The organism is Variovorax ginsengisoli (genome assembly GCF_030811835.1).
GTDB lineage: Bacteria > Pseudomonadota > Gammaproteobacteria > Burkholderiales > Burkholderiaceae_C > Variovorax > Variovorax ginsengisoli_C.
Window position 1 is genome coordinate 13,317 of record NZ_JAUSRO010000001.1, and the last position, 23,187, is coordinate 36,503.

Here is a 23,187-nt window from a genome sequence, read left to right on the forward strand (position 1 = left end):
TCGCGGAGGCAATAATGGGTGAGTCATCCCGGAACTCGGCGATGCGCAATCCGTCGATTTTATCGGCCGCGCCCGTGCAAGGTCACCGGCCCCTGCGCGACATGCGCCAAGGACACACCATGAGCGAACCTGCCGTGAAGCCTGATTCCCTGCCTGACCCGGTGCCCGAGGCCGCCTCCGAGGAGGTCCAGGCGGCGCAACAGGAGGCCCGGGAGGTCCGGCAAGCCGAACGCGACCGCGTGCTGCTTCACATGCCGGTCGACGTACGCAGTGCTGCGCTGGTCGTGCTGGCGGTACTGGCCTCGATCTTCGCATTGCGCTGGGCGGCGGCGGTCTTCATTCCGCTGATGCTGAGCCTGCTGGCGACCTACGCCCTGTCGCCCGTGGTCGACCGTCTGGCGCGGTGGCGGGTGCCGCGCTGGCTCGGCGCGGCGGTGCTGCTGCTGGGCATCGGGGGCGGCCTTGGCACGACCGCCTACTCGCTGTCGGGCAGCGCCTCCCAGTTGCTCGACGCGCTGCCGGTGGCCGCGCAGAAGCTGCGCCTGGCCATGACCCGCGGGGCCCGGCAGAACACCAGCGCGCTCGACACGGTGCAGCAGGCGGCTGCGCAGCTGGAACAGGCGGCGCAGGCCGGGCCGGCCGCCGCGCGGCGCGGCGTGACCCGGGTGATCATCGAGCGCCAACCTTTCAATGTGCGCGACTACCTTTGGAGCGGCTCGGTCGGCCTCATGGCGGCCGCCGGGCAACTCACGCTGGTGGCTTTCCTCACCTACTTCGCGCTGTGCTCGGGCGACACCTTTCGCCGCAAGCTGGTGAAGATTACCGGCGACAGCCTGCAGAAGAAAAAGATCACCGTGCACGTGCTGGACGACATCACCGGCCACATCGAGCGCTACCTGCTGGTGCAGATCTTCACCAGTGTGCTGGTCGGCGTCGCCACAGGCCTCGCGTTCTGGGCGATCGGCCTGGAGAACGCGGCGGTCTGGGGCATCCTGGCTGCCGTCACCAACCTCATTCCGTACGTTGGCTCGATCATGGTGATGGGCGCCTCCGCCCTGGTTGCGTTCCTGCAGTTCAACAGCATCGAGATGGCCCTGCTGGTGGGTGGCACTTCGTTGTTGATCCACACGCTGGTGGGCAACCTCCTCACGCCCTGGCTGACCAGCCGCACCAGCCGCATGAATCCGGTGGCGGTGTTCGTCGGTGTGATCTTCTGGGGCTGGCTGTGGGGCGTGTGGGGCCTGCTGCTGGGCATTCCGATCATGATGGTCGTCAAGGCTGTGTGCGACCGGGTGGAAGACCTGCAGACCATCGGCGAGCTGCTGGGCGACTGAGTCGCGCGCTCAGGCCTCCCGCCGCACAGTACCGTCCATCGCCGGGCCCAGGCGCACCACTGCACCGTCGGGCAGTGTGGCGGCGAGGATCGGCTGGCCCACGGTCATCGTGTGGGTGGGTGGGGTGTCGTGCTCACCCCATTGCAGCGTCAGCGTGCGGCCGTTGCGCCGCAGGCAAAGTTCGAAGGCATCCCAGTGCGAGGGCACGCGCGGCGTGAGCCACAGCGTCTCACCGCGCACCTGCAGGCCCAGCAGTGTCTCCACGGCGGCGCGGTGCAGCCACGCGGCCGAGCCGGTGTACCAGCTCCAGCCGCCGCGCCCGACGTAAGGCGCCGCGCTGTAGATGTCGCCGGCCATCACATAGGGCTCGATCTCGTAGCGCGGACCCCGTGCAGGGTGGCGGGCGCGGTGCGCCGGGCTGAGCCCTTCAAAGCTCTGCCAGGCCGCGTCGGTGTCGCCGGTGAGTGCCTGCGCCATCAGCGCCCAGACCGCCGCATGCGAATACTGACCCCCGTTTTCGCGCACGCCCGGCGGGTAGGCCTGGATGTAGCCGGGGCTGTCGACGGCGTTCACCAGCGGTGGGTCGAGCAGGCGCAGCAGGCCGGCGACCGGATCGTGCAGCTGTGCCTTCATCGCGGCCAGCGCGGGCGTGGTGTGGGCGGCGTCCGAGGCACCCGAGAGCACCGACCAGGCCTGCGCGATCAGATCGATACGGCATTCGTCGTTGGCCGCCGACCCCAGCGGTGTGCCGTTGTCGAAAAAGGCGCGCCGGAACCAGGCGCCGTCCCAGCCTGCGTCGTGCAGCGCGATGATCCAGCCCTGCCGAGCGTCGCGCCAGCGCTGCGCGCGCGCTTGGTCGCCACGCGCTTCGGCCAGGGGCGCGTAACGTTCGACCACACTGCAGAGGAACCAGCCCAGCCACACGGATTCGCCGCGGCCCTCGTGGCCCACGCGGTTCATGCCGTCGTTCCAGTCGCCGGTGCCCATCAGAGGAAGGCCGTGTGCGCCGGTCGACAGGCTGCGGTCGATGGTGCGCGCGCCGTGTTCGTAGAGGCTGGCCTCCTGCGTGCTGATCTGCGGTGGGTAGTAGGCATCTTCGGCGCCGGGCGGTATGGCCGCTCCTTCGATGAAGGCCACCGATTCGTCAAGCACGGCCGCGTCGCCGGTGACTTCGACGTAATGCGCGCTGGCATAGGGCAGCCACAGCAGATCGTCGGAGAAGTGGGTGCGCACGCCAGCGCCCCCGGGCATGTGCCACCAGTGCTGCACGTCGCCTTCGGGGAACTGACGCGCGGCGTTGACGAGGATCTGTGCGCGCAGCCGGGCCGGGTCGGTCAGCGCAAATGCCATGGCGTCCTGCAGTTGATCGCGAAAGCCGAAGGCACCGCCGGCCTGGTAGAAGCCGGCCTTGGCCCAGAGCCGGCAGACCAGTGTCTGGTAGGGCAGCCAGCGGTTGACCATGGCGTCGAAGAGCGGGTCGGGCGTGCGCACGGTCAGCCGGCCGAGCAGGTCGTCCCAGAAGCCGCGCGCCTGCGCAAGTGCAGCAGGAACGTCGCGCGTTTGCCAGCGACATGCCAGCTGCAGCGCCGCCTCGGCGCTGTCGGCATGGCCGAGCATGAAGGTGAAGCTGGCGCTGTGCCCGGCCGCCAGTGTGAAATGGCGACCCACCGCGGCGCAGGCATCCAGGCCGTTGCCCGCGCGTGCGCCGAGCACGGCCGGTACCTCGACCGTTCCGCGGCCCGCGAAGAATTCGTTGCGGTCGCAGGTCCACTGCACATCCGCGGCGTCACCTGGCAGTCCGGTCAGCTGAACAAAGGCCGTGCTGCCGCCGAAGCCGCCGCTCGATTCACGTTGTTCGCCGAACACGGCGGCCCCATCGGCCGGTCGCCAGCCATGCACGGTGCGACGTTCGCCACGTGCGGCACCCAGTTGCCATTCGATCATGGCGAGCGCACGCAGATGGCGTGTGCCAACACCGTCGTTGCGCACCGTCACCTGCACCAGCTTCATGCGTTCGTCCCGGTCGGCGAAGAAGGTGGTTTCGAGCGTCACGTCGCGATGCGCGCACTCGAACACGGTGTAGCCCTGGCCATGGCGCACGCGATGCCGCGCTGCGCTGGCGCCGCGGCTGGCCGGTGTCAGCGGCAGGAATTCGTGCGACTCGGTGTCCTGCAGCAGGTAGTGCTCGAACGCCGTGTCCTGCACCGGGTCGTTCGACCAGGGCGTCAACTGGTGCATGCGGCTGTTCACCGCCCAGGTGTAGCCGGCGCCCGACTCCGATACCTGGAAGCCGAAGGACGCGTTGGCGATCACGTTGACCCAGGGCTTGGGCGTGCGGTGGTTCCGGTCGACCTCGAAACGAAACTCACCGCTGGCCGCGTCAAAGCTGCCTTCCGGCGAGCCCACCGGGCCGGTCGAGAGTGCTGCCAGGGGCGGCATCGACAGCGGCGTGCGCTGCAGGCCTGCTGGCGGCGCGGCTGCGAGCGCGGCCTCTCGCAGCGCGGCGATCTGCGATTCGAGCGAGCGGCCGTCGGCCGTGAACACGGCGCGTGCGAGCACGGTGAGCGCGGCCTTCTCGGAAGGCGCGACCTCGTGGTCGCGAAACAGGTAGAAGCCGGCCGCGTCGTTGCGCGGGAAGCTGTTGCGCGTTTCCTGCAGCACGCGGGCGCGCAGTGCCTCGATTTCGCGCTGAAGCGGCATGAGGTAGGAGTTGGGCTCGCCGTTGAGCACCACCAGGTCGCAGGCAACGCCTCCGAATCCCAGCCAGGGCTGGGCGCGCAGCAGCGTGTTGAGCAGTGCGATATCGGCCAGCGCATGGATGTGCACCAGCACGATCGGCTTGTCGCCCGAGATGCCGAAGCGCCAGATCTGGCGCAGATCGATCACGCCCCGGTCGCTCATCACACGCGGCGTGGTGTAGGTCAGGAGGGTCGTGAGGTCCTGCAGCGCCAGCGTCTTGGCCGGATCGATGCTGAGGTCGCGCAGGCGAACCTGCGCCAGGGTGGCGGCCATGCGCCTGGCGCGCTCCACGTGCATCGGCTGCAGGTAGCGGTCCAGTCGCGGCATGAGCGCGTCCACGTGGGCGTCGGCCGCCGTGGCAAAGGTCAGCCGTGCGGTGGCGCCGGGGGCGATGTGCAGGCGCACGCGCAGGCACGCGATGGGGTCGAGCCCGGTTACCGGCGTGCCGGCGGCAGTCAGCGGCTGGGCGTCGAGTGCGGGACTGGCGAGGGTGCCATTGCGCCCGATGAAGGCACGTCGATCGGCCATGCAGTCGATCGACAGCACATGCGCATCGACCGACGCCAGAAAGTGCGCCACGGCCATCACCGCGTCGCCGTGCAGCCGGGGCTTGCGCCACAGCAGCAACGCGCGCATGGCAGGTTCCCAGCGCGTTTGCACGAACAGGTTGGCAAAGGCCGGATGCGACTCGTCGGCCTTCGGGTGGGAGAGCACTGGTTCGAAGTACGACACGAGTTCCAGCGTGCGCGCCTCGGTGCCGCTGTTGTGCAGCGTGACGGTGCGCAGTTCGGTGTCGTCTTCAGGGCTGATGAGCACCGTGACCCGCGTCTGCAGGCCGGCGCCGTTGGCCTCGTATTGCGCCTGGTCGGCCAGAAACCGCGTGCGGTAATTCCAGCCTTCTCCCGGTGCGGGCAGGGCGGTGAGCGAGGTGGCGCCCTGGCCGTTCGCATCGCGCACGAAGAAGAAGGTGCCGTGGCCGTCGCGCAGCGGATCGTCGCGCCAGCGGCTGACATTGAATGCCTGCCAGCGGCTCACGCCCGCGCCGCTGGCGCGCAATGCCACGGTGTAGCGACCGTTCGACAGCAGGTGGGTGGGTTGAAGGCCTGGCGCGCAGGGATCGACCAGGCGCGGCTGGAAGGTCAACGGCACCTCGGCGCTGCCGGGCTCGGGCGGCGGGCGCGGATCGGCGCTGCGGATGATCTGGCGCGGGGTGCGCTCGTGCAGCAGCACGGCGTGCGCCTGCACCAATGCGGCACTGCCGAACCAGCGGCGCGGTGCCTCCTGGCGCACCACATTGCACAGTGCGACCAGCGACATGCCCTGGTGGTGGGCCATGACGTTGCGCACCACCGAAAAGGGTTGCCCCTCGGGCTGGCGTGACAGCGTGAAATCGACCGCATCGAAAAAGCCGAACTCGCCGCGCGCGCCCAGCGTTTCGAGGCGTCTGAGATTGCGCACCGCCTCCACGGGTGCAAGCAACGCCGCCATGGCGCTCGCGTAGGGCGCGACCACGCGGTCGGTCGGCGGCGTGCGGCGCAGCGCCAGGCGCGGTACGCCAAAGGGTGCGTACTGGTACGCCAGGGAGTGGTCCTGTGCGAAATACGCCGACTCCGACACCCCCCAGGGGATGGCCTGTGCATCGCCGAAGGCCTGCTGTTCGCGCACGGCGGCGAGGTTGGCGACCTGCAGCAGGCCATCGACGGGCTCGTCCATGACCAGCGCAGGCATCAGGTATTCGAACATCGAGCCCGACCACGACTTGAGCCCCGGCCGCACACCGACCGACAGAAAGGGCCGGCCCAACGCCATCCAGTGGCGCCGCGGCACGTCGCCCTTGGCGATCGCCAGGAAACTCAACAGGCGCGACTCGGAGGCCATCAGGTCGTAGTAGCTGGCGTCGAGCGTGTCGTCCTCGACCCGCAGGCCGATGTGAAACAGGTGGCGCTTGGCGTCGTAGAGGCCGCGGAAATCCATCGCCATGCACAGCGTGTCGCAGCGCTGCGCCAGCGCGTCGAGTGCGGTTTGCAGCGCCGGATCGTCGCGGCCGAAGCCGCGGCAGGCCTGTGCCACGGCGATCAGGTGGCCCGCCAGGTTGCCGCTGTCGACGCTGGAGACGTACGCCGGGGGCAGCATGCGCAGCGTGCGCGTGTCGTACCAGTTGAGCAGATGGCCTCGGTGCTTGTCGAGCCGCTCGACGGTGTCCAGCGTTGCACCCAGGCGTGCCGCGAGCGCAGCATTGTCGATCCAGCCGAACTCGCGCGCACAGCAGCAAGCCAGCAGGTACATGCCGACGTTGGTGGGAGAGGTGCGGTGGGCAATCGTCGGCTCAGGCTCGAACTGCAGGTTGTCGGGCGGTAGATGATGGTCTTCGGGCCCCACGACGTGCTCGAAGAAGCGCCAGGTGTCGCGGGCCAGCGTTTCCAGGTAGTCGCGGTGTTCGTCGGCGAGCGCCCCTTGGGTCGGCGCGGGTACACGGCTGATCCACCAGGTGGCCACGGGCGCGCAGGCCCACAGCAGGAAGAGCAGCGCACCGGCCAGCGGATGCGGGCCCCAGAGCGATGCCACGGCCAGTGTCAGACAGGCCAGGGCGACACCCGCCCCCGCGCGCAGGAAAGCCGGCAGGTCGTAGCGTGCCAGGTCCTGCGCCTGGGCTGCGGTGGTCCATTCGAGCAGGCCGTGCCGGCTGACCACCACGCGCCAGCTGGCGCGCGCGGCGGCATCGAGCAGCAACGCGGATTGCGCGCCCAGCTGGATGAACTGCGAGGCGGCGCCAGCGAGTGCGCGCAGCAGTTCGGTGGCCCCTGCGTCGAAGAAGTGCCGCAGCGCAATGGCACGCCGTGTGGGCACCAGCCCGGCCAGGGCGCCCATCAGCGGCCCGAGCACCAGCGCTGCGGCCACGGCCGCGAAGGCCCAGGCGGGCGCCAGGACATCGGTGAGAAGGGCCAGGCCCAGCAAGGCGGCCGAGGCCGGCACCACGAGTGTGCGGCGCAGGTTGTCGACCATCTTCCACAAGCCCAGGGCGTCGATGCCGAAATGGCGCGCACGTCCCATCAGCGGCAGCAACTGCCAGTCGCCCCGGGTCCAGCGGTGCACGCGCGACGCGGCCACGCCGGCGTGATGTGGGTGGTCTTCGACCAGCACCGTGTCGCTGACCATGGCACAGCGTGCGATGGTGCCTTCGAGCAGGTCATGGCTGAGCACTGCGCCTTCAGGCAGCCGACGGTCCAGCGTGGCATGCACCGCCTGCACGTGCAGCAAGCCCTTGCCAGTGAAGGAACCGGTGCCGAACAGGTCCTGGTAGACGTCGGAGGCGCTGCTGCTGTAGGGGTCGAGGCCGCACTGGCCTGCGAACATCCAGTGGAAGAACGAGCGTTCCTCGCGCGCGGGAAAGGGCGTGACGATGCGCGGCTGGAGGATGCCGAAGCCTGCGACCACGCGGCGGCGCTGCGCATCGACCTGCGGCGCGTTCAGCGGATGCGCGGCAATCGACACCAGTTCGCGCAGGCTGCCCGGCGGCAGGCCGGTGTCGCTGTCGAGCGTCATCACGTAGCGGATGTCGGTGGCCAATTCCATGCTCGGGCCCAGGCCGAGGCCCAGGCCCTGCGACAGCGGCAGGAAGCCAGTCGCGTCGCCGCTGGCGAGCAGGCGCAGCAGCATTTCGATCTTGCCGCGCTTGCGTTCCCAACCCATCCAGCACTGTTCGGTGTCCGACCAGACGCGCGGGCGGTGCAGCAGCACGAAGCGCGGCGGCATGCCGGCAGCGGCTGGGTGGCGCAGGTTGAGCGCCGCGATGCGCGCGCGCGCGTCGTCGAGCAGGTCGGCATCGCCGGGCATCATGGCCTGCGGCGCGTCACCCCAGTCGGTGACCAGCGCGAACTGGGCCTCGGCTTCGCGGTTGGCAAGCCAGTGAAGCTCGAGCTGGTGGGCGAGGCGCGTGTTGCCGGCCACCGAGCCGAGCAGCGTCGGAATGGCGACCAGCACGCGATGCGCCGCCGGAATGCCCGCCACGAAGTCCAGGCGCGGCAACGGCTGGCTGCGCGTGGCTTCGGCCACAATGCGATGAACCAGTGCCATGACGGCTTCGGACAGCGGCAGGGCCAGCAACGCGAGCGCCATCCAGCCGATCCAGCCCGGTTCGGCGCCATTGCGCAGCTGCATGCCGTGCAGCACAGCGGCCAGCAGCAGCGCCGTGCCCAAGCCGATGCCCAGCAGGTAGACGGGCAGGCGCCACGCGCGTGCGCGTCGGCGCGTCGGGAGCGGCAGCAGGAGCGCCCCCGGCTGCCGGGCCCCCAGGGCCGCGACGAGGTCGGCGTGCCCCTCTCCGAACAGGTGGTAGCCGGCTGTGCGCTTCGCCGTCTGTCGGCGTGGGCCATCGGCATCCTCGGCGGGCATTCCCGCTGAGGCCTCCGCGGCCAGGCGCACCACGGCTTCGGCCACCGCACGCTCGGAGCGTCCGGTGGTGCGTGCCACCTGTTCCATCGCATGCGTGATCTGCTGGCGTGTGAGCTCGCTTTCGCTGGCAAAGCTGGGCAGCGCGCGCAGAACCTGCAGCGACCGGCTCACGGGCTCGATCAGGTCGGCCCATTCGACCTGGCCGATCAACCGCAGCGTCGTGATGATGTTGCCCACCGTGAGGTTGGCCGCCGCCTGCGCCGTCTGCGCGTCGTCGACCAAGGCCGGGCCGTTCGGGCAGTGCCGCTCGGTCCAGGCCAGCAGCGGCGGCGGGGTCTGCGTGCGTTCCACCGGCAGGCGCTGCCAGAGCTGCGCGCAGTAGCTGTCCTGCAGGCCCCGGCTTTCGATGAGGATGTAGAGGGCGTCGAGGTCGGCGGTCGACAGGTGTGCGGACTCGTCCCACGCCGCATGAGCCAGTTCGCGCGCCACCTTGTTCTCGGCAATGCTCTCGGCCAGGCGCCGCAGGTTTTCCAGCAGCACGACGCGCAGTGTCGTTGGCAGAGCCCACAGCTCGCCGAGCGTGAGTTCGTCGATGTCCTGATAGGCGCGAAGAAAAGCGGTGAACAGGTCCTCGTTGAGCACGCTGTCGGTATGGGCGACATAGGCCCAGGCGATGCCGTAGACACGTGGCAACCCGGCCAGCGGCGGTGCCGCCAGCTTGGGCAGGCGCGCGTAATAGCTGCGCGGGACGCCCTCGCGGATCTGCTGGAGCTGCGCCTCGACCAGATGGAAATTGTCGAGCAGCCATTCGGCGGCCGGCAACACGTAGCGCCCGCTTTGCGAGATCGACGCCACGTAGTCGAAGGCGTTGCGCAGCGACTGCAGGTTCGCGTCGACCCGCGGGAAGAAGGGGGCTGTGCCAGGTTCGGCACCACGCTCCTGCACCGCCTGCGCGCGCGCGAGGCTGCGGCCGTGCTGCTCGAAGCGCTGAACGCCGAACAGCTCCGCGCGCACCGGCGCCTGCAACGCGTCGTGCGGCGTCAGGAGCAGGCGGCGGGCGTAAGGGCTGAGGGAGGGAAGGCGGTCGACGATCGAGGGAGCGGCCACGCGCTCAGGCCAGGTTCGACACGCTGATGCCAATGAGTGCTGCGACGCAGGCGATCGTCACGATCCGGCCGGCGGCCACGCTGCGTACCCGCTGCAGGTGATGGCGGGTGGTGAACCATCGGCCCTTGGCCTGGGCACAGTGCTGCATGTGGGAAGCAAGCGCGGCGACGTCATGGCCCACGAAATCGACCGGCGCGCGGACAAGGGAAGACGATTGAGACATGGCGACAGTTCCTGGAAAGACGTATGACACCACCGCGGTTGCGAAAGCTGAAGACGTGGTCACAGGGTACGCGCATGCGAATGGCCTTTTCGAAATGAACCGGCGCGTTCCCCTGTAGGCATTGGCCTGCCTGGCCCGATCACGGCGCGCGGGGAGTCGGTGGTGCAGCACGTTTCCTGGGCGCATGCAGGGACGCGCCACTTTCCTTGCCCGCGCCATGGTGCCGTCCGACAAATTGCTTACAACTTGCCCGCCTATGGTTGCTGCACTGATCCCTGCAACGCACGCCCTACGCCGCTCGATGTCCACTCCGATCCCCGCCGTTCCCCTGCCGACATCGCCCGGGGCCGTGAAAAGAAAGAAGCCGCGCTCGCGACCTGGCCTGTCGATGGCAGCCTGGCGGCAATTCATGGACGTCGCCAAGCCCTACTGGACCGGCGACCAGCGCCGGCAGGCGTGGTCGCTCATGGGCCTGCTGATCGTGCTGATGCTGTGCGAGACGCAACTGGCAGTCATGCTGATCGACAAGACTGGCGAGATGACCTCCGCGCTCGCCGCGCAGGACCGGGACCGCTTCTGGAGCGCCGTGCGCGCCAGCCTTCTGGTGCTTGCTTTCGCCGCGCCGGTGTACGCGTTCTATTACTACATGCGCGACACCTTCTCCAACCACTGGCGGCGCTGGCTCACCGGCCGCTTCCTTGATGGCTACCTCGACGGCCGCAAGTACTACGAGATCGGTTCGCGCGACGACATCGACAATCCGGACCAGCGCATCAGCGAAGACATCAACACCTTCACCGGCCGATCGATCAACTTCCTGCTGATCTTCATCGGTTCACTGATGCAGCTGGTGGCCTTCAGCACCGTGCTCTGGTCCATTTCGCATGTGCTGGTGGCGTTTCTCGCCTGCTACGCGATCGCGGGCACGGTGATCGCGCTCTATGTGTTCGGCGCACCGCTGATTCGGCTGAACTTCTGGCAGGTTCGCCGAGAGGCCGATTTCCGTTTCGGCCTGATGCGGTTTCGCGAGAACGCGGAATCGATTGCCTTCTACCGGGGCGAGGCGCAGGAGCGTGCGCAAATCGACCATCGCTTCCAGGCGGTGATCGCCAACTACACGCGCCTGATCAAGAAGCAACGCTCCCTCAACCTGTTCCAGCGCGCCTTCAGCCAGCTCACGCTGGTCGTGCCCAGCATCATCCTGGCCAATGACGTGCTGTCGGGTGACCTGGAGGTCGGGCGCGCGGTCCAGGCGGCGGGTGCATTTGCTGCCGTGCTCGGGGCGGTTTCGCTCATCGTCGACAACTTCGAGAGCCTGAGCCGTTTTGTCGCCGGCATCGATCGCCTCCATGTGCTAGCCCAGGGCGTGCTGAAGACGCCTGCCGCGGACCGCGCGCCAGTGCCGGCGCAGCCGAAGGCGGGGGGGCCGGTTGCAGGATCGGCTTGCCTGGCGGGGCAGGGCGACCTGCCGCCAGTGACGGAAATCCGCAGCGAAATGGGCGACGAACTGGCGGTCGATCGCCTCACGCTGCACACGCCGCAGTTCGGCCGGCTGCTCGTCAAGGACCTGAGCCTGGCGCTCAAGCCGGGCGAGGGCCTGCTGATCACTGGCGCGAGCGGCTGCGGCAAGAGTTCGCTGCTGCGCACCATTGCCGGCCTCTGGCGTACCGGCACGGGCACCGTGCACCATCCACCACTCGATGACATCTTCTTCCTGCCGCAGCGCCCCTACATGCAATCGGGCACATTGCGCAGCCAGATCCTCTACCCGGCACGCGACTCGGCCTTGACCGACGCGCACCTGCTGGCGCTGCTGGACGACGTGCAGCTGGGCGAGCTCGCCGCGCGCACCGGCGGTCTGGATGCCGTGCACGACTGGGAAAAACTGCTGTCGATGGGCGAGCAGCAGCGCCTGGCGTTCGCACGCGTGCTGGTGCGCCAGCCGCGCGTGGCGATCCTCGACGAGGCCACCAGCGCGCTGGACAGCGCCAACGAGGCGGCGCTCTACCAACGCTTGCGCGACAGCGGCACCACGCTCATCAGCATTGCGCACCGTGCGGCTGTGCTCAAGTACCACACGCACGTGCTGCAGTTGCGTGGTGGGGGCGAGTGGCAATTGCACGCAGCCAGCGACTATCTGTTCGATCAGTGAAGGCTTGGCGCCCGCCCGGCGTCAGCCCGTGTTGCGCAGCCCCGCGGCCACGCCGTTGATCGAGATGTGGATGCCGCGCTGGAGGCGCTCGCCGCCGTCGCCTGCACGGTAGCGGCGCATCAGTTCGACCTGCAGGTGGTGCAGCGGGTCGATGTATGGAAAACGGTGGCGCACCGAGCGCTGCAGCTCCGCATTGCCTTCGAGCCGTTGCTTCGCGCCGGTGATCAGCGTGAGCGCGTCGGACGTGCGGTGCCATTCGCTCTCGATCATCGCGAACACCTTCTGGCGCAGCTTGCGGTCGCCCACCAGTTCGGAATAGCGCGAGGCCAGTGCCAGGTCGCTCTTGGCCAGCACCATGTCCATGTTCGACAGCAGCGTGCGGAAGAAAGGCCATTGCGCGTACATGCGCTGCAGCAGCGCCTGGCGTTCCTTGCGCTCGGCCGCGTTCGCGGCCCCGCCGACGAAGCTTTCGATCGCCGAACCGAAGCCGTACCAGCCCGGCAGCGTCAGGCGGCACTGGCCCCAGCTGAAGCTCCAGGGCACCGCGCGCAGGTCCTCGATCCTGTGGCTCGGGTTGCGCGATGCGGGGCGCGAGCCGATGTTCAGCTCCGCGATTTCGCGGATCGGCGTGGAGCCGAAGAAGTAGTCACCAAAGCCCGGTGTCTCGTAGACCAGCTTGCGGTACGCAGCCATGCTGGCGCTCGACAGTTCCGCCGCGGTCGACAGGAAGGCGGCCGGCGCCGACTTGCCCTGGGGCAGCAGCGTGGCCTCCAGCGTGGCGGCAACCAGTGTCTCGAGGTTGCGCCGGCCGATCTCGCGGTTGGCGTACTTCGAGCCGATCACCTCGCCCTGTTCGGTCAACCGGATCTGGCCGCGCACCGTGCCCGGTGGCTGCGCGAGGATGGCCTGGTAGCTCGGGCCACCGCCGCGGCCGACCGTGCCGCCGCGGCCGTGGAACATCCGCAGCCGGATCGGGTTGCTCGTGCCTTTGTTGAGCTCGTCGAACAGCGCCGCCAGCGCCAGCCCGGTGCGATAGAGCTCCCAGTTGCTGGTGAAGATGCCTCCGTCCTTGTTGCTGTCGCTGTAGCCCAGCATCACATCCTGCAGCCCGCCCGAGCGCTGGACCAGCGCCTGGATGCCGGGCAGCGCATAGAAGGCCCGCATGATCGGCGCCGCGTTGCGCAGGTCCTCGATGGTCTCGAACAGTGGCACGACGATCAGGTCGTTCGTCGCATTGCCGTCCAGGGTGCCGCGCAGCAGGCCGACTTCCTTTTGCAGCAGCAGCGCCTCGAGCAGGTCGCTCACCGTCTCGGTGTGGCTGATGATGTAGTGGCGGATGGCCGCCGCGCCATAGCGCGCGCGTGCCGTGCGGGCCGCCGTGAAGATCGCCAGTTCGCTGCGCGTGAGCGGGGAGTAGTCGACGTCGGGCACCCGCAGTGGACGGGCCTCGTCGAGCAGGCGCACCAGCAGCGCCTGCTTGTCTTCTTCGGCGAGCGCCGCATAGTCCGCCTCGATGCGTGCGTGCTGGAGCAGCTCGGCGATTACCGCTTCGTGCTTGTCGGAACTCTGGCGCAGGTCGACGGTGGCCAGGTGGAAGCCGAACACCTCGACGGCGCGGATCAGCGGACCCAGGCGGTGGCCGACGAGCGCTGCGCCGTGCTTGTCGGCCAGTGAATCGGACACCGTGTGCAGGTCGGCCAGGAATTCTTCGGCCTGGGCGTACGGGTTCTGCGGCGCGACCGCATGGCGCGCGGCCTCGCCTCCGGTCAGCGCGCGCAGCGTGGCGGCCAGACGCGAATAGACGCCGGTGAGGGCGCGACGATAGGGTTCGTCGACGCGATGTTCGTTCTGGTCGGGCGAGCGCTCGGCGAGCGCCTGCATTTCCACCGACACATCGACCAGCGTGGCCGACAGCGACAGCTCGCCGCCCAGGTAGTGCACCTCGGTCAGGTAATGGCGCAGCACCAGTTCCGACTGGCGGCGCAGCGCGTACTCCAGCGTGTCGGCCGTCACGTTCGGGTTGCCGTCGCGGTCGCCGCCGATCCACTGGCCCATGCGCAGGAAGGGCGCAATGCCGGTGTGGCCGAGCTCGCGCTCCAGCTCGGCGTACACGCGCGGGATTTCGCGCAGGAAGGTGGCCTCGTAATAGCTCAACGCGTTCTCCACCTCGTCGGCGACCGTGAGCTTGGAAAAGCGCAGCAGCCGGGTCTGCCAGAGCTGGGTGACGCGGGTGCGCATCTGGGCCTCGTTGGCCGCGTAGTCGAGCGGCGTGAGCGCGTCCTTGCTGCCGGCGTAGGCGCGCTGGCGCAGGCCGATCTCGTCGCGCGCGGTCAGCAACTGGGCGATGGCGCGTTCGGCATCGAGGATGCTCTTGCGCTGCACTTCCGTCGGGTGCGCGGTGAGCACCGGCGACACGTAGCTCTGCGCCAGCGACGCCACCACCGCCTCGGGCGACACGCCGGCCTTGCGGATGCGCGCCAGCGCGGTCTGCAGACTGCCATCGGCGCTCTCGCCGGCACGGTCGGCCTCGGTGCGGCGGCGGATCTGGTGGCGGTCCTCGGCCAGGTTGGCCAGGTGGCTGAAGTAGGTGAAGGCGCGGATCACGCGCACCGTCTCGGCCGCGCTCAGCCCCTTGAGCAGGGTCTTGAGCGCGCGGTCGGCGGCCTGGTCGGCATCGCGGCGGAACGCCACCGAGAGGGTGCGCACCTTCTCGACCAGCGCATAGGTGGCTTCTCCCTCCTGTTCGCGGATCACGTCACCGAGGATGCGGCCGAGCAGCCGGATATCGTCGATGAGCGGCTGGTCCTCGCGGAGTGGGCGCTTGGGCGGCGGCGTTGTCTTCTTGGCTGTGGTCATTCGCGTTGCTTTCCTCGTCGGAGTGGCGCCGCGAGCAAGGCTGCGGCGCAAAATGCTAGCATCCCCCGGGTTCCAACCATCAGGTACCGAGGCTTTGAGCAACATCGTGATCGCGACGCGCGAAAGCCGTCTGGCCCTCTGGCAGGCCGAGCATGTGCGCGGACTCCTGCAAGAAAGAGGCCACACCGTCGAACTGCTGGGCATGACCACCCGCGGCGACCAGATCCTGGACCGCACGCTGAGCAAGGTCGGCGGCAAGGGTCTGTTCGTCAAGGAGCTGGAGCTCGCGCTGGAGGAGGGCCGGGCCGACATCGCCGTGCATTCGCTCAAGGACGTGCCCATGGCACTGCCCGAAGGCTTCACGCTGGCGTGCGTGCTCGAACGCGAAGACCCGCGCGACGCCTTCGTGTCGCCCCACTATGCCGCGCTGGACGCCTTGCCGCAGGGCGCGGTCGTCGGCACCTCCAGCCTGCGGCGCGTGGTGCTGCTGCGCGCGCTGCGTCCGGACCTGCGCATCGAGCCGCTGCGGGGCAACCTTGACACGCGCCTGCGCAAACTCGACGAGGGCCAGTACGACGCGATCGTGCTGGCTGCAGCCGGCCTCAAGCGCCTGGGTCTCGAACACCGCATCCGTACCGCCTTTGCCCCCGAGGTGATGCTGCCGGCCGCTGGCCAGGGCGCGCTGGGCATCGAGGTGCGCACGACGCGCAGCGACCTGATCGAGCTGCTCGCTCCGCTCGTGCACCCGACCGACTGGCTCGCCACCGCCGCCGAACGCGCGGTCAGCCGTGCGATGGGCGGCAGCTGTTCGATGCCGCTGGCCGCGCACGCGCAGTGGCAGCCCGACGGCACGCTGCGCATCGACGCCGCGTGGGGTGACACCGAAGGCGTGTTGCCGCTGGTTCATGTGCATGCGCAGGCAGACACCGCCGATTTCGAACAGGCCGAGGCCCTGGGCCAGTCGGCAGCCCTGCGCCTGCGCGAGGCTGGCGCCCACTGACGATGAACGTGCCGGTGCGGCGGCTGATCGTCACGCGACCCGCTGCCGAGGCTGCGCGATGGGTGCAGGCCCTGCGCGAGGCCGGCATCGATGCCGTGGCGTTGCCGTTGATCGACATTGCGCCTGTCCAGGACGATCGGGCGCTGTGTGCCGCGCGCGACCGGCAGGCCGACTACGACGCGCTGATGTTCGTCAGCGCCTCGGCCGTGTCGCACTTTTTCGGTGGAACGCCTGACAGGACGTCCGACCGGCCTTTCATGCTGCGGACCGGGCCGGCGGCGGCCTACCCACGTTGCTGGTCCACCGGTCCCGGCACAGCGCGCGCACTGCGCGAGGCCGGCGTTCCCGCCGCAGCCATCGACACGCCCGGCCAAGACGCGGGCCAGTTCGATTCCGAGGCGCTCTGGGCTGTGGTGCGGCCACAGATCCGACCTGGCACGCGCGTGCTCATCGTGCGGGGTGGCGACGCCGCCGGCCTTGCCACGGGGCGCGACTGGCTGGCCCGTCAGATCGCGTCGGAGGGCGGCGAGGTCGATACCGCCGTCGCTTACCGCAGGCTGGCGCCGGCCTTCGGTGCTGCCGAACGGGCACTGGCCGCCGAAGGGGCTTCAGGCCGCGCACGCTGGCTGTTCAGCAGTTCGGAGGCCATCGGCAACCTGCGCCTTGCGATGCCGGCGCAGACCTGGGGCGCAGCCTGCGCCCTGGCGACGCACGCGCGCATCGCCCAGGCGGCGCGCGATGCGGGTTTTGGCGTGGTGTGCGGCGTGCCGGCCGGCCTTCCTGCGTTGATCGCCTCGATAGAATCCCTCGCATGAGCGCTGCCCCCCCGAACGAAGACGCCGTGCCGAATCCTGCATCGATCTCCGCATCGATCTCCGCGCCTCCAACGACCCTGCCCGCCGTGGTGCCGCCGTCGCAGGCCGCCGCGTTGCTGCTGTCGCGCATCGGCATCGGCCTGCTTGCGCTGCTGGTGCTGATCGCCTTGGTGATGACTTTGGTGCTGTGGCAGAAGGTCAACGGCATGCAGGAGCAGCTCGCGCGCCAGAGCGCCGACGCCCTGGCGCAGTCGCTGGAGGCTCGCACGCTGGCCCGGCAGGCTGCCGACACGGTGCGCGATGTGGGCGGGCGCGTGGCGCTGACCGAGACGCGCGTGGCCGAGGTGGCCCTCCAGCGCGTTCAGCTCGAAGAACTCATGCAGAGCCTGTCGCGCTCGCGCGACGAGAACCTGGTCGTCGACATCGACTCGACCCTTCGTACCGCGCTGCAGCAGGCGCAGGCCACGGGCAATGTCGAGCCCCTGCTCGCTGCGCTCAAGGCGAGCGACCTGCGCATCACGCGCGCTGCCCAGCCGCGGCTGGCGCCGTTGCAGCGCGCCATGCAGCGCGACATCGACCGGTTGCGTTCGGGTGCCAACAGCGACGGTGCCGATGCACTCCAGAAAATCGACGAGCTGCTGCGCGGCGTGGACGACATGCCGCCGCTCAACCATGTGACCGCCATGCGCGGGACCGGTGCGAGCACCTGGCAGGGCGAGGCCGTGCCGACCGATGCGCCCTGGTGGCAGCGCTGGCTGGTGAGCATCGGCAACGAGGCGCGCTCGCTGGTGCGGGTGGGGCGCATCGAGCGCCCGGAAGCCGTGCTGCAGACGCCTGACCAGACCTTCTTCCTGCGCGAGAACCTCAAGCTCAAGCTGCTCAACGCGCGGCTGGCATTGCTGTCGCGCCAGGTTGACACGGCCCGCAGCGAACTGGCCACGGTGTCGGCCGCGATCAACCGGTACTTCGACCCGGCGTCGCGCCGCGTGCAGTCGGCGGCCACGCTGCTGCAGCAATTGCAGTTGCAGGTGCGCACGACCGAGCCCGTGCGCATCGACGAAACCCTGGCCGCACTGGCCACCGCCGCTGCGGGTCGCTGATGCGCGCCGCACTCTGGCTTCTCGCGCTTTTCGGCATCGCGGCTGCGGTGGCGCTGTTCGCGGGCAACAACCAGGGCACGATCACCGTGTTCTGGGCGCCCTGGCGCGTCGACCTGTCGTTGAATCTCGTGCTGTTGCTCATCGGCGCGACCTTCGTGCTGCTGCACGGCGCGCTGCGGGCGCTGGCCGCGCTCTTTGCCCTGCCGCATCAGGCGCGGCAATGGCGCGTGCAGCAAAAGGAACGCGCCCTGCATGCGTCGGTGCTCGACGCCATCGTCCAGTTGACGGCCGGGCGGTTCTCGCGCGCCCGCAAGGCGGCGCTGGCTGCGCTCGCGCAGGAAAAAAACCTGGCGGCGATGGACGTCGCGCTGCCGCAGGCGTTGCAGGTGCGCGTGCTGTCGCATCTGCTGGCGGCCGAGAGCGCCCAATCCCTGCAAGACCGCAGCGCGCGCGATGCGCATCTGCAGCTTGCCCTCAACGAAAGTGCCGAACGCGGCACCCTGAGTCCTGAAATGCGCGAGGGCGTCAAGCTGCGTTCGGCGCGCTGGGCACTTGAAGACCGTGATCCCTCGGCCACGCTGGCACGCCTGCAGGAACTGCCCCAGGGTGCCCAGCGCCGCACGTTGGCGCTGCGCCTGTTGCTCAAGGCGGCGCGCCAGGACGGTCGCACGCAGGAAGCGCTGGAAACCGCCCGTCTGCTGGCCAAGCACCGTGCCTTTTCCGAGGTGGCCGCCCGGAGCATCGTGCGCGGGCTGGCAACCGAACTGCTGTCGGGTGCGCACGATCCTGCACAGCTCATGCGCGCCTGGGATCAGCTTGAAAGGTCCGAGCGCCTGATGCCGGAGGTGGCCATCCAGGCGGCCCACCGCATGGTGCTGCTTCACGGTGACCTGGCTGTTGCGCGCGGTTGGCTGTTGCCCGCTTGGGAACGCATGGTGGAGCACCCGCCCGCGCACCCCCAGGCGCTCAGTGAAGGGTTGCGTGTCAAGCTGGCCCGTGCGCTGGAGGCCGGCCTCGATTCCGTCGATGCCGAGTGGCTGGCCCGCATCGAAACCGCCCAGCGCAATGATCCGAGCGATGCCAACCTGCAATACCTCGCTGGCATGGCCTGCATGAAGCGCCAGCTCTGGGGCAAGGCGCAGCAGCTTCTGATGCAGGCCGGCAACGGCCTGCAGGATGTGGGCCTGTATCGGCGCGCCTGGTTGACGCTGGCCGAACTGGCCGAGGCAAGGGGTGACGAGGCACAGGCGCTGGTCGCCTGGAAGCGCGCTGCGCAGGCCGACAATCGCTGACGACGCCGTGGTCCGGGGCCTGCTGCAGACGGCCTCGGTACGCGATCCGCCTCAAGCCGGCGATGCGGACGGTTCGGCTTTGGGGTAGGGCGGCACATGACCGCCCAGTGCCAGGAAACTCGCCACGTTGAGCATGAGTTCGAGATCGACCTGCGCTGGGTCACGAGGGACCATGTCGTAATGGCAGAGTGTGCCGAGGATCGTGCCTTCGCTGTCCATCACCGGCACGCCGCAATACGACTGCACTTCCTGGCGCGCCGGGTGCGCATTCAGGCGCGCGTCGACCAGCGCATGGGGCGTCTGGAAGGGCTGGCCTGATTCCCGTACGTAGCAGCAGTAGGTCGCGTTGTCAGGCACCTCCTGAGCGGTCATTGACTCGGGATTCTCGCGGTCGTAGTGCACCACGGCATTGGCTTTGCCGTTCTCGAAGCGCCAGATGCCGATGAAACGGTAGTCGGTTCGCTTGACCAGACAGGCCAAGGCCTCGCGCAGGCCTTCCAGGCGAAGAGTGACGACAAAGTCGGCGAAGGTGCGGCTGTTCTGGGGGTCCATGGTCGACGTGGGATGAAGACCCGGGATTTTAGGGGGACTTCTGATGCGACTTCATGTGAAAAAACCGGCACAAGGCCGGTTCTTTGGGCATCAGCGCGCGCAGGCGGCGCGCTGATGCAGGCGGCAGCGTCCGCCGGTTCAGGCGGGCGTGGTGTTGCCGTCCTGCGCCTTTTCGAAGGGCAGCTTCATGCCTTGCAAATCCAGGCGTGTTTCCACCAACACCAGGGGGCCGACGTCCAGCACGACTGCCGGAGGACGTTCGCGAGGCACATGTGCCGGCTTGATTTCCGCCGCCATGGCCGCCTGGGCCTGTGCGATGCGCTCGGGGTTGGAATTGACCCACTGAAGGCCAGAGCCTTCAGCGATCTGTGCCAGCTCACCCAGCGGCATCTCGAAGGCCTGAACCTTCGGCAGTGCATGTGCGCTTGCAGGGGCAGGTGCTGCGCTGGCGACCGGTGCAGCAGCAACAGCGGCGGGTGCCGCTGCCGCCACGGCGCGTTCCACCGGCGCTGCGGCTGGCGCAACGGCAGCGACGCGCTCGACCGGGCGCGGCGCCACGGCGTCGGCAGCTGCGGTGGGCTGTTCGGTCGTGGTCTGCACCTGCGGTGCCGCCACGGGAGCCCGTGCCGCAAAGTAGGACGTTGCCGGGGGGGCGTCTGCCGATGCGCTGAGGTCCGAACGCTCCAGGTGCTCGTCGCTGCGCTGCACCGTTGCCGGCGTGCTGCGGAAATCACCGTCTGGCGCCGCAGCTTGCGGTGCATCGGTCTCTTCCCGCGGGCTGCGTTCGCGGCGGTCACGGCCGTAGCGGTCGCGTGAGCGGCCGCGGCGTTCGTCGCCATCGCGGCGCGGTGCGGCATCGCTCGGTGCGTCGCCGACCGAGCCTTCCAACGGGGCGCCTTCGGTCGAAGGTGCTGGGGCGTCGGCTTCGAGGTTGCGTGGCGCATCGCCATTGCGGCGCTCGCGGCGGCCATCGTTGCGGTCACCGCGGGGTGGGCGGTCCTCGCGGGGTGCGCGTTCTTCACGAGGCGCGCGCTCCATGCGCTCGCCTTCGAGCGGCTGTGCTGCGTCTGCAGCCAGCTCGCGGGGCGCATCGCCGTTGCGATCGACCTGGCGGTCGCCACGCTCACCGCGTTCTGCGCGGTCGCCGCGCTCACGGCGAGCGCGTGGTGCGCGTTCCAGCGGCGCGCCGTTGGCATCGACCAGGCCGGTGGGAATCAGCGTCTGACCTTCGGCCTGCGCTTCACCCGTGTCTAGCGTCACCACGCGCGATTCGCCGTCACGGCGTTCGCCGCGACCACCGCGACGGGGTTCGCGGGGCTCGCGGCCCTCGCGCCCTTCACGTGGTTCGCGGGGCTCACGCACGGGGGCATCGGCACGCACGTCACCGCGGGCTTCGCGAACGTCGCGGCGCGGCTCACCGGCGCGGCCTTCACCGCCACGCCCTTCAGCCGTACGACCGTCACGGACTTCGCCATTGCGGCCATCGCCACGACCATTGCGACGCTCGCCGTCGCGGCCGCCACGGCCACCGCGCCGCGCATCGCCTTCACGCGGTGGGCGGGCTTCGCCGTCACGCGCCGGGCGGCCATCACGGCCATCGCGACGCGTTGGCTTGGGGGCTTCCACCGGGATGGCCGATGGCATTGCATCGGATGTGCTCGCTGGCGCAGCGGCTGGAGCACCCATGCCGAACAGCTTCTTGATGAAGCCCATGAAGCCGGCTTCGGCCGGTGCGGGCGCCGGGGTCGGTGCCTGTACCGGAGCGGGTGCCGGGCGCGCGGCCGCTGGTGCGGCCGGTGCGCTGACGGGCGCGCGCACTGGCTCGGCCTTGGGCGGCACGACCGGAGCCGGTGCGTCGGGCAGCACGCCCTTGATCACCGGCGTCTGCTTGTTGGTCGGTTCCTGCGAGCGGCGCGTGACCGAGGTCGGGTCTTCCACCTCTTCGGCCATCTTGTAGCTGGCTTCGATGTGGTCGAGGCGCGGGTCGTCGTGCTTGAGGCGTTCGAGTTTGTAGTGGGGCGTCTCGAAGGTCTTGTTGGGCACCATCAGCACGGTCACGCGCTGCTTGAGCTCGATCTTGGCAATCTCGGGGCGCTTCTCGTTCAGCAGGAACGAGGCGACCTCGACCGGCACCTGGACGTGCACGGCGGCCGTGTTGTCCTTGAGGCACTCCTCCTGGATGATCCGCAGGATCTGAAGCGCGCTCGATTCGGTGTCTCGGATGTGGCCCGAGCCGCCGCAACGGGGGCAGGGGATCGACGATCCTTCCGACAGCGCCGGCTTCAGGCGCTGGCGGCTCATTTCCATCAGGCCGAACTTGCTGATCGAGCCGAACTGCACCCGGGCGCGGTCTTGGCGCAGCGCATCGCGCAGGCGGCTTTCGACTTCGCGGCGGTTCTTCGACTCGTCCATGTCGATGAAGTCGATGACGATCAGGCCGCCCAGGTCGCGCAGGCGCATCTGGCGGGCCACTTCGTCGGCGGCTTCGAGGTTGGTGCGGGTGGCGGTCTCTTCGATGTCGCCGCCCTTGATGGCGCGGGCCGAGTTGACGTCGACCGAAACCAGCGCTTCGGTGTGGTCGATCACGATGGCGCCGCCTGAAGGCAGCTGCACGGTGCGCGCGTAGGCCGATTCGATCTGGTGCTCGATCTGGAAGCGGCTGAACAGCGCCGCGTCGTCGCGGTAGCGCTTCACGCGGGCGGCATGTTCGGGCATGACGTGTGCCATGAACTGCTGGGCCTGTTCGTAGATGTCGTCCGTGTCGATCAGGATGTCACCGATGTCGTGATTGAAGTAGTCACGGATGGCGCGGATGACGAGCGACGATTCCTGGTAGATCAGGAACGCGCCCTTGCCGCCCTTGGCCGCGCCGTCGATGGCGCTCCAGAGCTTGAGCAGGTAGTTCAGGTCCCATTGCAGTTCGGGGGCCGAGCGGCCGATGCCGGCGGTGCGCGCGATGATGCTGGCGCCCTTGGGGTACTCCAGCTGGTCCATCGCCTCCTTGAGCTCGGCACGATCCTCGCCCTCGATGCGGCGGCTGACACCGCCGCCGCGCGGGTTGTTGGGCATCAGCACGACGTAGCGGCCGGCCAGCGAGATGAAGGTGGTCAGGGCCGCGCCCTTGTTGCCGCGCTCTTCCTTTTCGACCTGGACGGTGAGTTCCTGGCCTTCGCGGATCGCGTCCTGGATGCGGGCCTGGCTGGCCGACACCCCTTCGGCGAAGTACTGCTTGGAGATTTCCTTGAACGGCAGGAAGCCGTGGCGGTCTTCGCCGTAGTCGACGAAACAGGCTTCGAGCGACGGCTCGACGCGCGTGACGACCGCCTTGTAGATATTGCCCTTGCGCTGTTCGCGCCCTTCGATTTCGATTTCGTAGTCGAGGAGCTTCTGCCCGTCGACGATGGCCAGGCGGCGCTCTTCGGGCTGCGTGGCGTTGATCAACATCCGCTTCATGATGCGTTGTCCTTATAGGTATGCGTATTCACCGGCCCATGACGGGCCAACGATGCACGGACGACGCCTGCGAAACGAGGGGGAATTGCCGTTGGTCCGGGTTGTCGTGGCCGACGCGCGTGCGCGTTCGGCCGGCTTGGGCTTCAGCTCAAGGACAGCAAGGGTGGGGGCG

Annotated in this window: 11 protein-coding genes; 6 read left to right on the forward strand and 5 right to left on the reverse strand. The window is 68.9% G+C overall.

All coding sequences use genetic code 11. The features are described 5' to 3' along the window. Window positions 1–119 precede the first annotated feature (119 nt). Window positions 120–1,334, forward strand: coding sequence for an AI-2E family transporter (locus tag J2W36_RS00045; protein ID WP_307687607.1), 1,215 nt, complete (start codon window positions 120–122; stop codon window positions 1,332–1,334). A gap of 9 nt (window positions 1,335–1,343) precedes the next feature. Here the strand turns inward: J2W36_RS00045 and J2W36_RS00050 are convergent, their stop codons facing one another. Together J2W36_RS00050 and J2W36_RS00055 are read right to left on the reverse strand one after the other, a co-directional pair. Next, window positions 1,344–9,572: a glycoside hydrolase family 94 protein gene (locus J2W36_RS00050; RefSeq protein ID WP_307687608.1), complete on the reverse strand. Its 8,229-nt coding sequence runs from the start codon at window positions 9,570–9,572 to the stop codon at window positions 1,344–1,346. A gap of 4 nt (window positions 9,573–9,576) precedes the next feature. After that, complete coding sequence (locus tag J2W36_RS00055; RefSeq protein WP_307687609.1) at window positions 9,577–9,795, reverse strand: hypothetical protein; 219 nt, start codon at window positions 9,793–9,795, stop codon at window positions 9,577–9,579. A gap of 409 nt (window positions 9,796–10,204) precedes the next feature. Here J2W36_RS00055 and J2W36_RS00060 point away from each other — a divergent pair, with 409 nt between their 5' ends. Beyond that, on the forward strand, window positions 10,205–11,947 hold the full coding sequence (locus J2W36_RS00060) for an ABC transporter ATP-binding protein/permease (RefSeq protein WP_307687610.1): 1,743 nt from the start codon (window positions 10,205–10,207) through the stop codon (window positions 11,945–11,947). A 21-nt stretch (window positions 11,948–11,968) separates the two neighbouring features. Here J2W36_RS00060 and ppc read toward each other — a convergent pair whose 3' ends face one another. After that, the gene (ppc, locus tag J2W36_RS00065) at window positions 11,969–14,803 is read right to left on the reverse strand and encodes a phosphoenolpyruvate carboxylase (protein ID WP_307687611.1); all 2,835 of its coding nucleotides are present in this window, start codon (window positions 14,801–14,803) and stop codon (window positions 11,969–11,971) included. 52 nt (window positions 14,804–14,855) lie between these two features. Here ppc and hemC point away from each other — a divergent pair, with 52 nt between their 5' ends. The 4 genes from hemC to J2W36_RS00085 are packed head-to-tail and all read left to right on the forward strand — an operon-like array spanning window position 14,856 to window position 19,010. Continuing rightward, the gene (hemC, locus tag J2W36_RS00070; protein WP_307687612.1) at window positions 14,856–15,803 is read left to right on the forward strand and encodes a hydroxymethylbilane synthase; all 948 of its coding nucleotides are present in this window, start codon (window positions 14,856–14,858) and stop codon (window positions 15,801–15,803) included. A 2-nt stretch (window positions 15,804–15,805) separates the two neighbouring features. Further along, on the forward strand, window positions 15,806–16,618 hold the full coding sequence (locus J2W36_RS00075; protein WP_370869224.1) for a uroporphyrinogen-III synthase: 813 nt from the start codon (window positions 15,806–15,808) through the stop codon (window positions 16,616–16,618). Further along, window positions 16,615–17,718, forward strand: a complete 1,104-nt coding sequence (locus J2W36_RS00080; RefSeq protein ID WP_307687613.1) for a uroporphyrinogen-III C-methyltransferase — start codon at window positions 16,615–16,617, stop codon at window positions 17,716–17,718. Before J2W36_RS00075 ends, J2W36_RS00080 begins: the two co-directional genes overlap by 4 nt. After that, the gene (locus J2W36_RS00085; protein ID WP_307687614.1) at window positions 17,718–19,010 is read left to right on the forward strand and encodes a heme biosynthesis protein HemY; all 1,293 of its coding nucleotides are present in this window, start codon (window positions 17,718–17,720) and stop codon (window positions 19,008–19,010) included. The genes J2W36_RS00080 and J2W36_RS00085 overlap by 1 nt, the downstream gene beginning before the upstream one ends. A 51-nt stretch (window positions 19,011–19,061) precedes the next feature. Here J2W36_RS00085 and J2W36_RS00090 read toward each other — a convergent pair whose 3' ends face one another. Both J2W36_RS00090 and J2W36_RS00095 read right to left on the reverse strand, forming a co-directional pair. Continuing rightward, entirely contained in the window at window positions 19,062–19,562 is a 501-nt protein-coding gene (locus tag J2W36_RS00090) for a GAF domain-containing protein (RefSeq protein WP_307687615.1), read from the reverse strand. Between the two features lie 138 nt (window positions 19,563–19,700). Then, window positions 19,701–23,015, reverse strand: coding sequence for an Rne/Rng family ribonuclease (locus tag J2W36_RS00095; RefSeq protein ID WP_307687616.1), 3,315 nt, complete (start codon window positions 23,013–23,015; stop codon window positions 19,701–19,703). Between the last annotated feature and the right edge of the window lie 172 nt (window positions 23,016–23,187).

What these genes read in the sequence shown, in the direction of transcription:
- J2W36_RS00045 (WP_307687607.1), top strand. Translation starts at nt 120, where the DNA reads ATGAGCGAACCTGCCGTGAAGCCTGATTCCCTGCCTGACCCGGTGCCC.
- J2W36_RS00055 (WP_307687609.1), bottom strand. Translation starts at nt 9,795, where the DNA reads ATGTCTCAATCGTCTTCCCTTGTCCGCGCGCCGGTCGATTTCGTGGGC.
- J2W36_RS00060 (WP_307687610.1), top strand. Translation starts at nt 10,205, where the DNA reads ATGGACGTCGCCAAGCCCTACTGGACCGGCGACCAGCGCCGGCAGGCG.
- ppc (WP_307687611.1), bottom strand. Translation starts at nt 14,803, where the DNA reads ATGACCACAGCCAAGAAGACAACGCCGCCGCCCAAGCGCCCACTCCGC.
- hemC (WP_307687612.1), top strand. Translation starts at nt 14,856, where the DNA reads ATGCTAGCATCCCCCGGGTTCCAACCATCAGGTACCGAGGCTTTGAGC.
- J2W36_RS00075 (WP_370869224.1), top strand. Translation starts at nt 15,806, where the DNA reads ATGAACGTGCCGGTGCGGCGGCTGATCGTCACGCGACCCGCTGCCGAG.
- J2W36_RS00080 (WP_307687613.1), top strand. Translation starts at nt 16,615, where the DNA reads ATGAGCGCTGCCCCCCCGAACGAAGACGCCGTGCCGAATCCTGCATCG.
- J2W36_RS00085 (WP_307687614.1), top strand. Translation starts at nt 17,718, where the DNA reads ATGCGCGCCGCACTCTGGCTTCTCGCGCTTTTCGGCATCGCGGCTGCG.
- J2W36_RS00090 (WP_307687615.1), bottom strand. Translation starts at nt 19,562, where the DNA reads ATGGACCCCCAGAACAGCCGCACCTTCGCCGACTTTGTCGTCACTCTT.
- J2W36_RS00095 (WP_307687616.1), bottom strand. Translation starts at nt 23,015, where the DNA reads ATGAAGCGGATGTTGATCAACGCCACGCAGCCCGAAGAGCGCCGCCTG.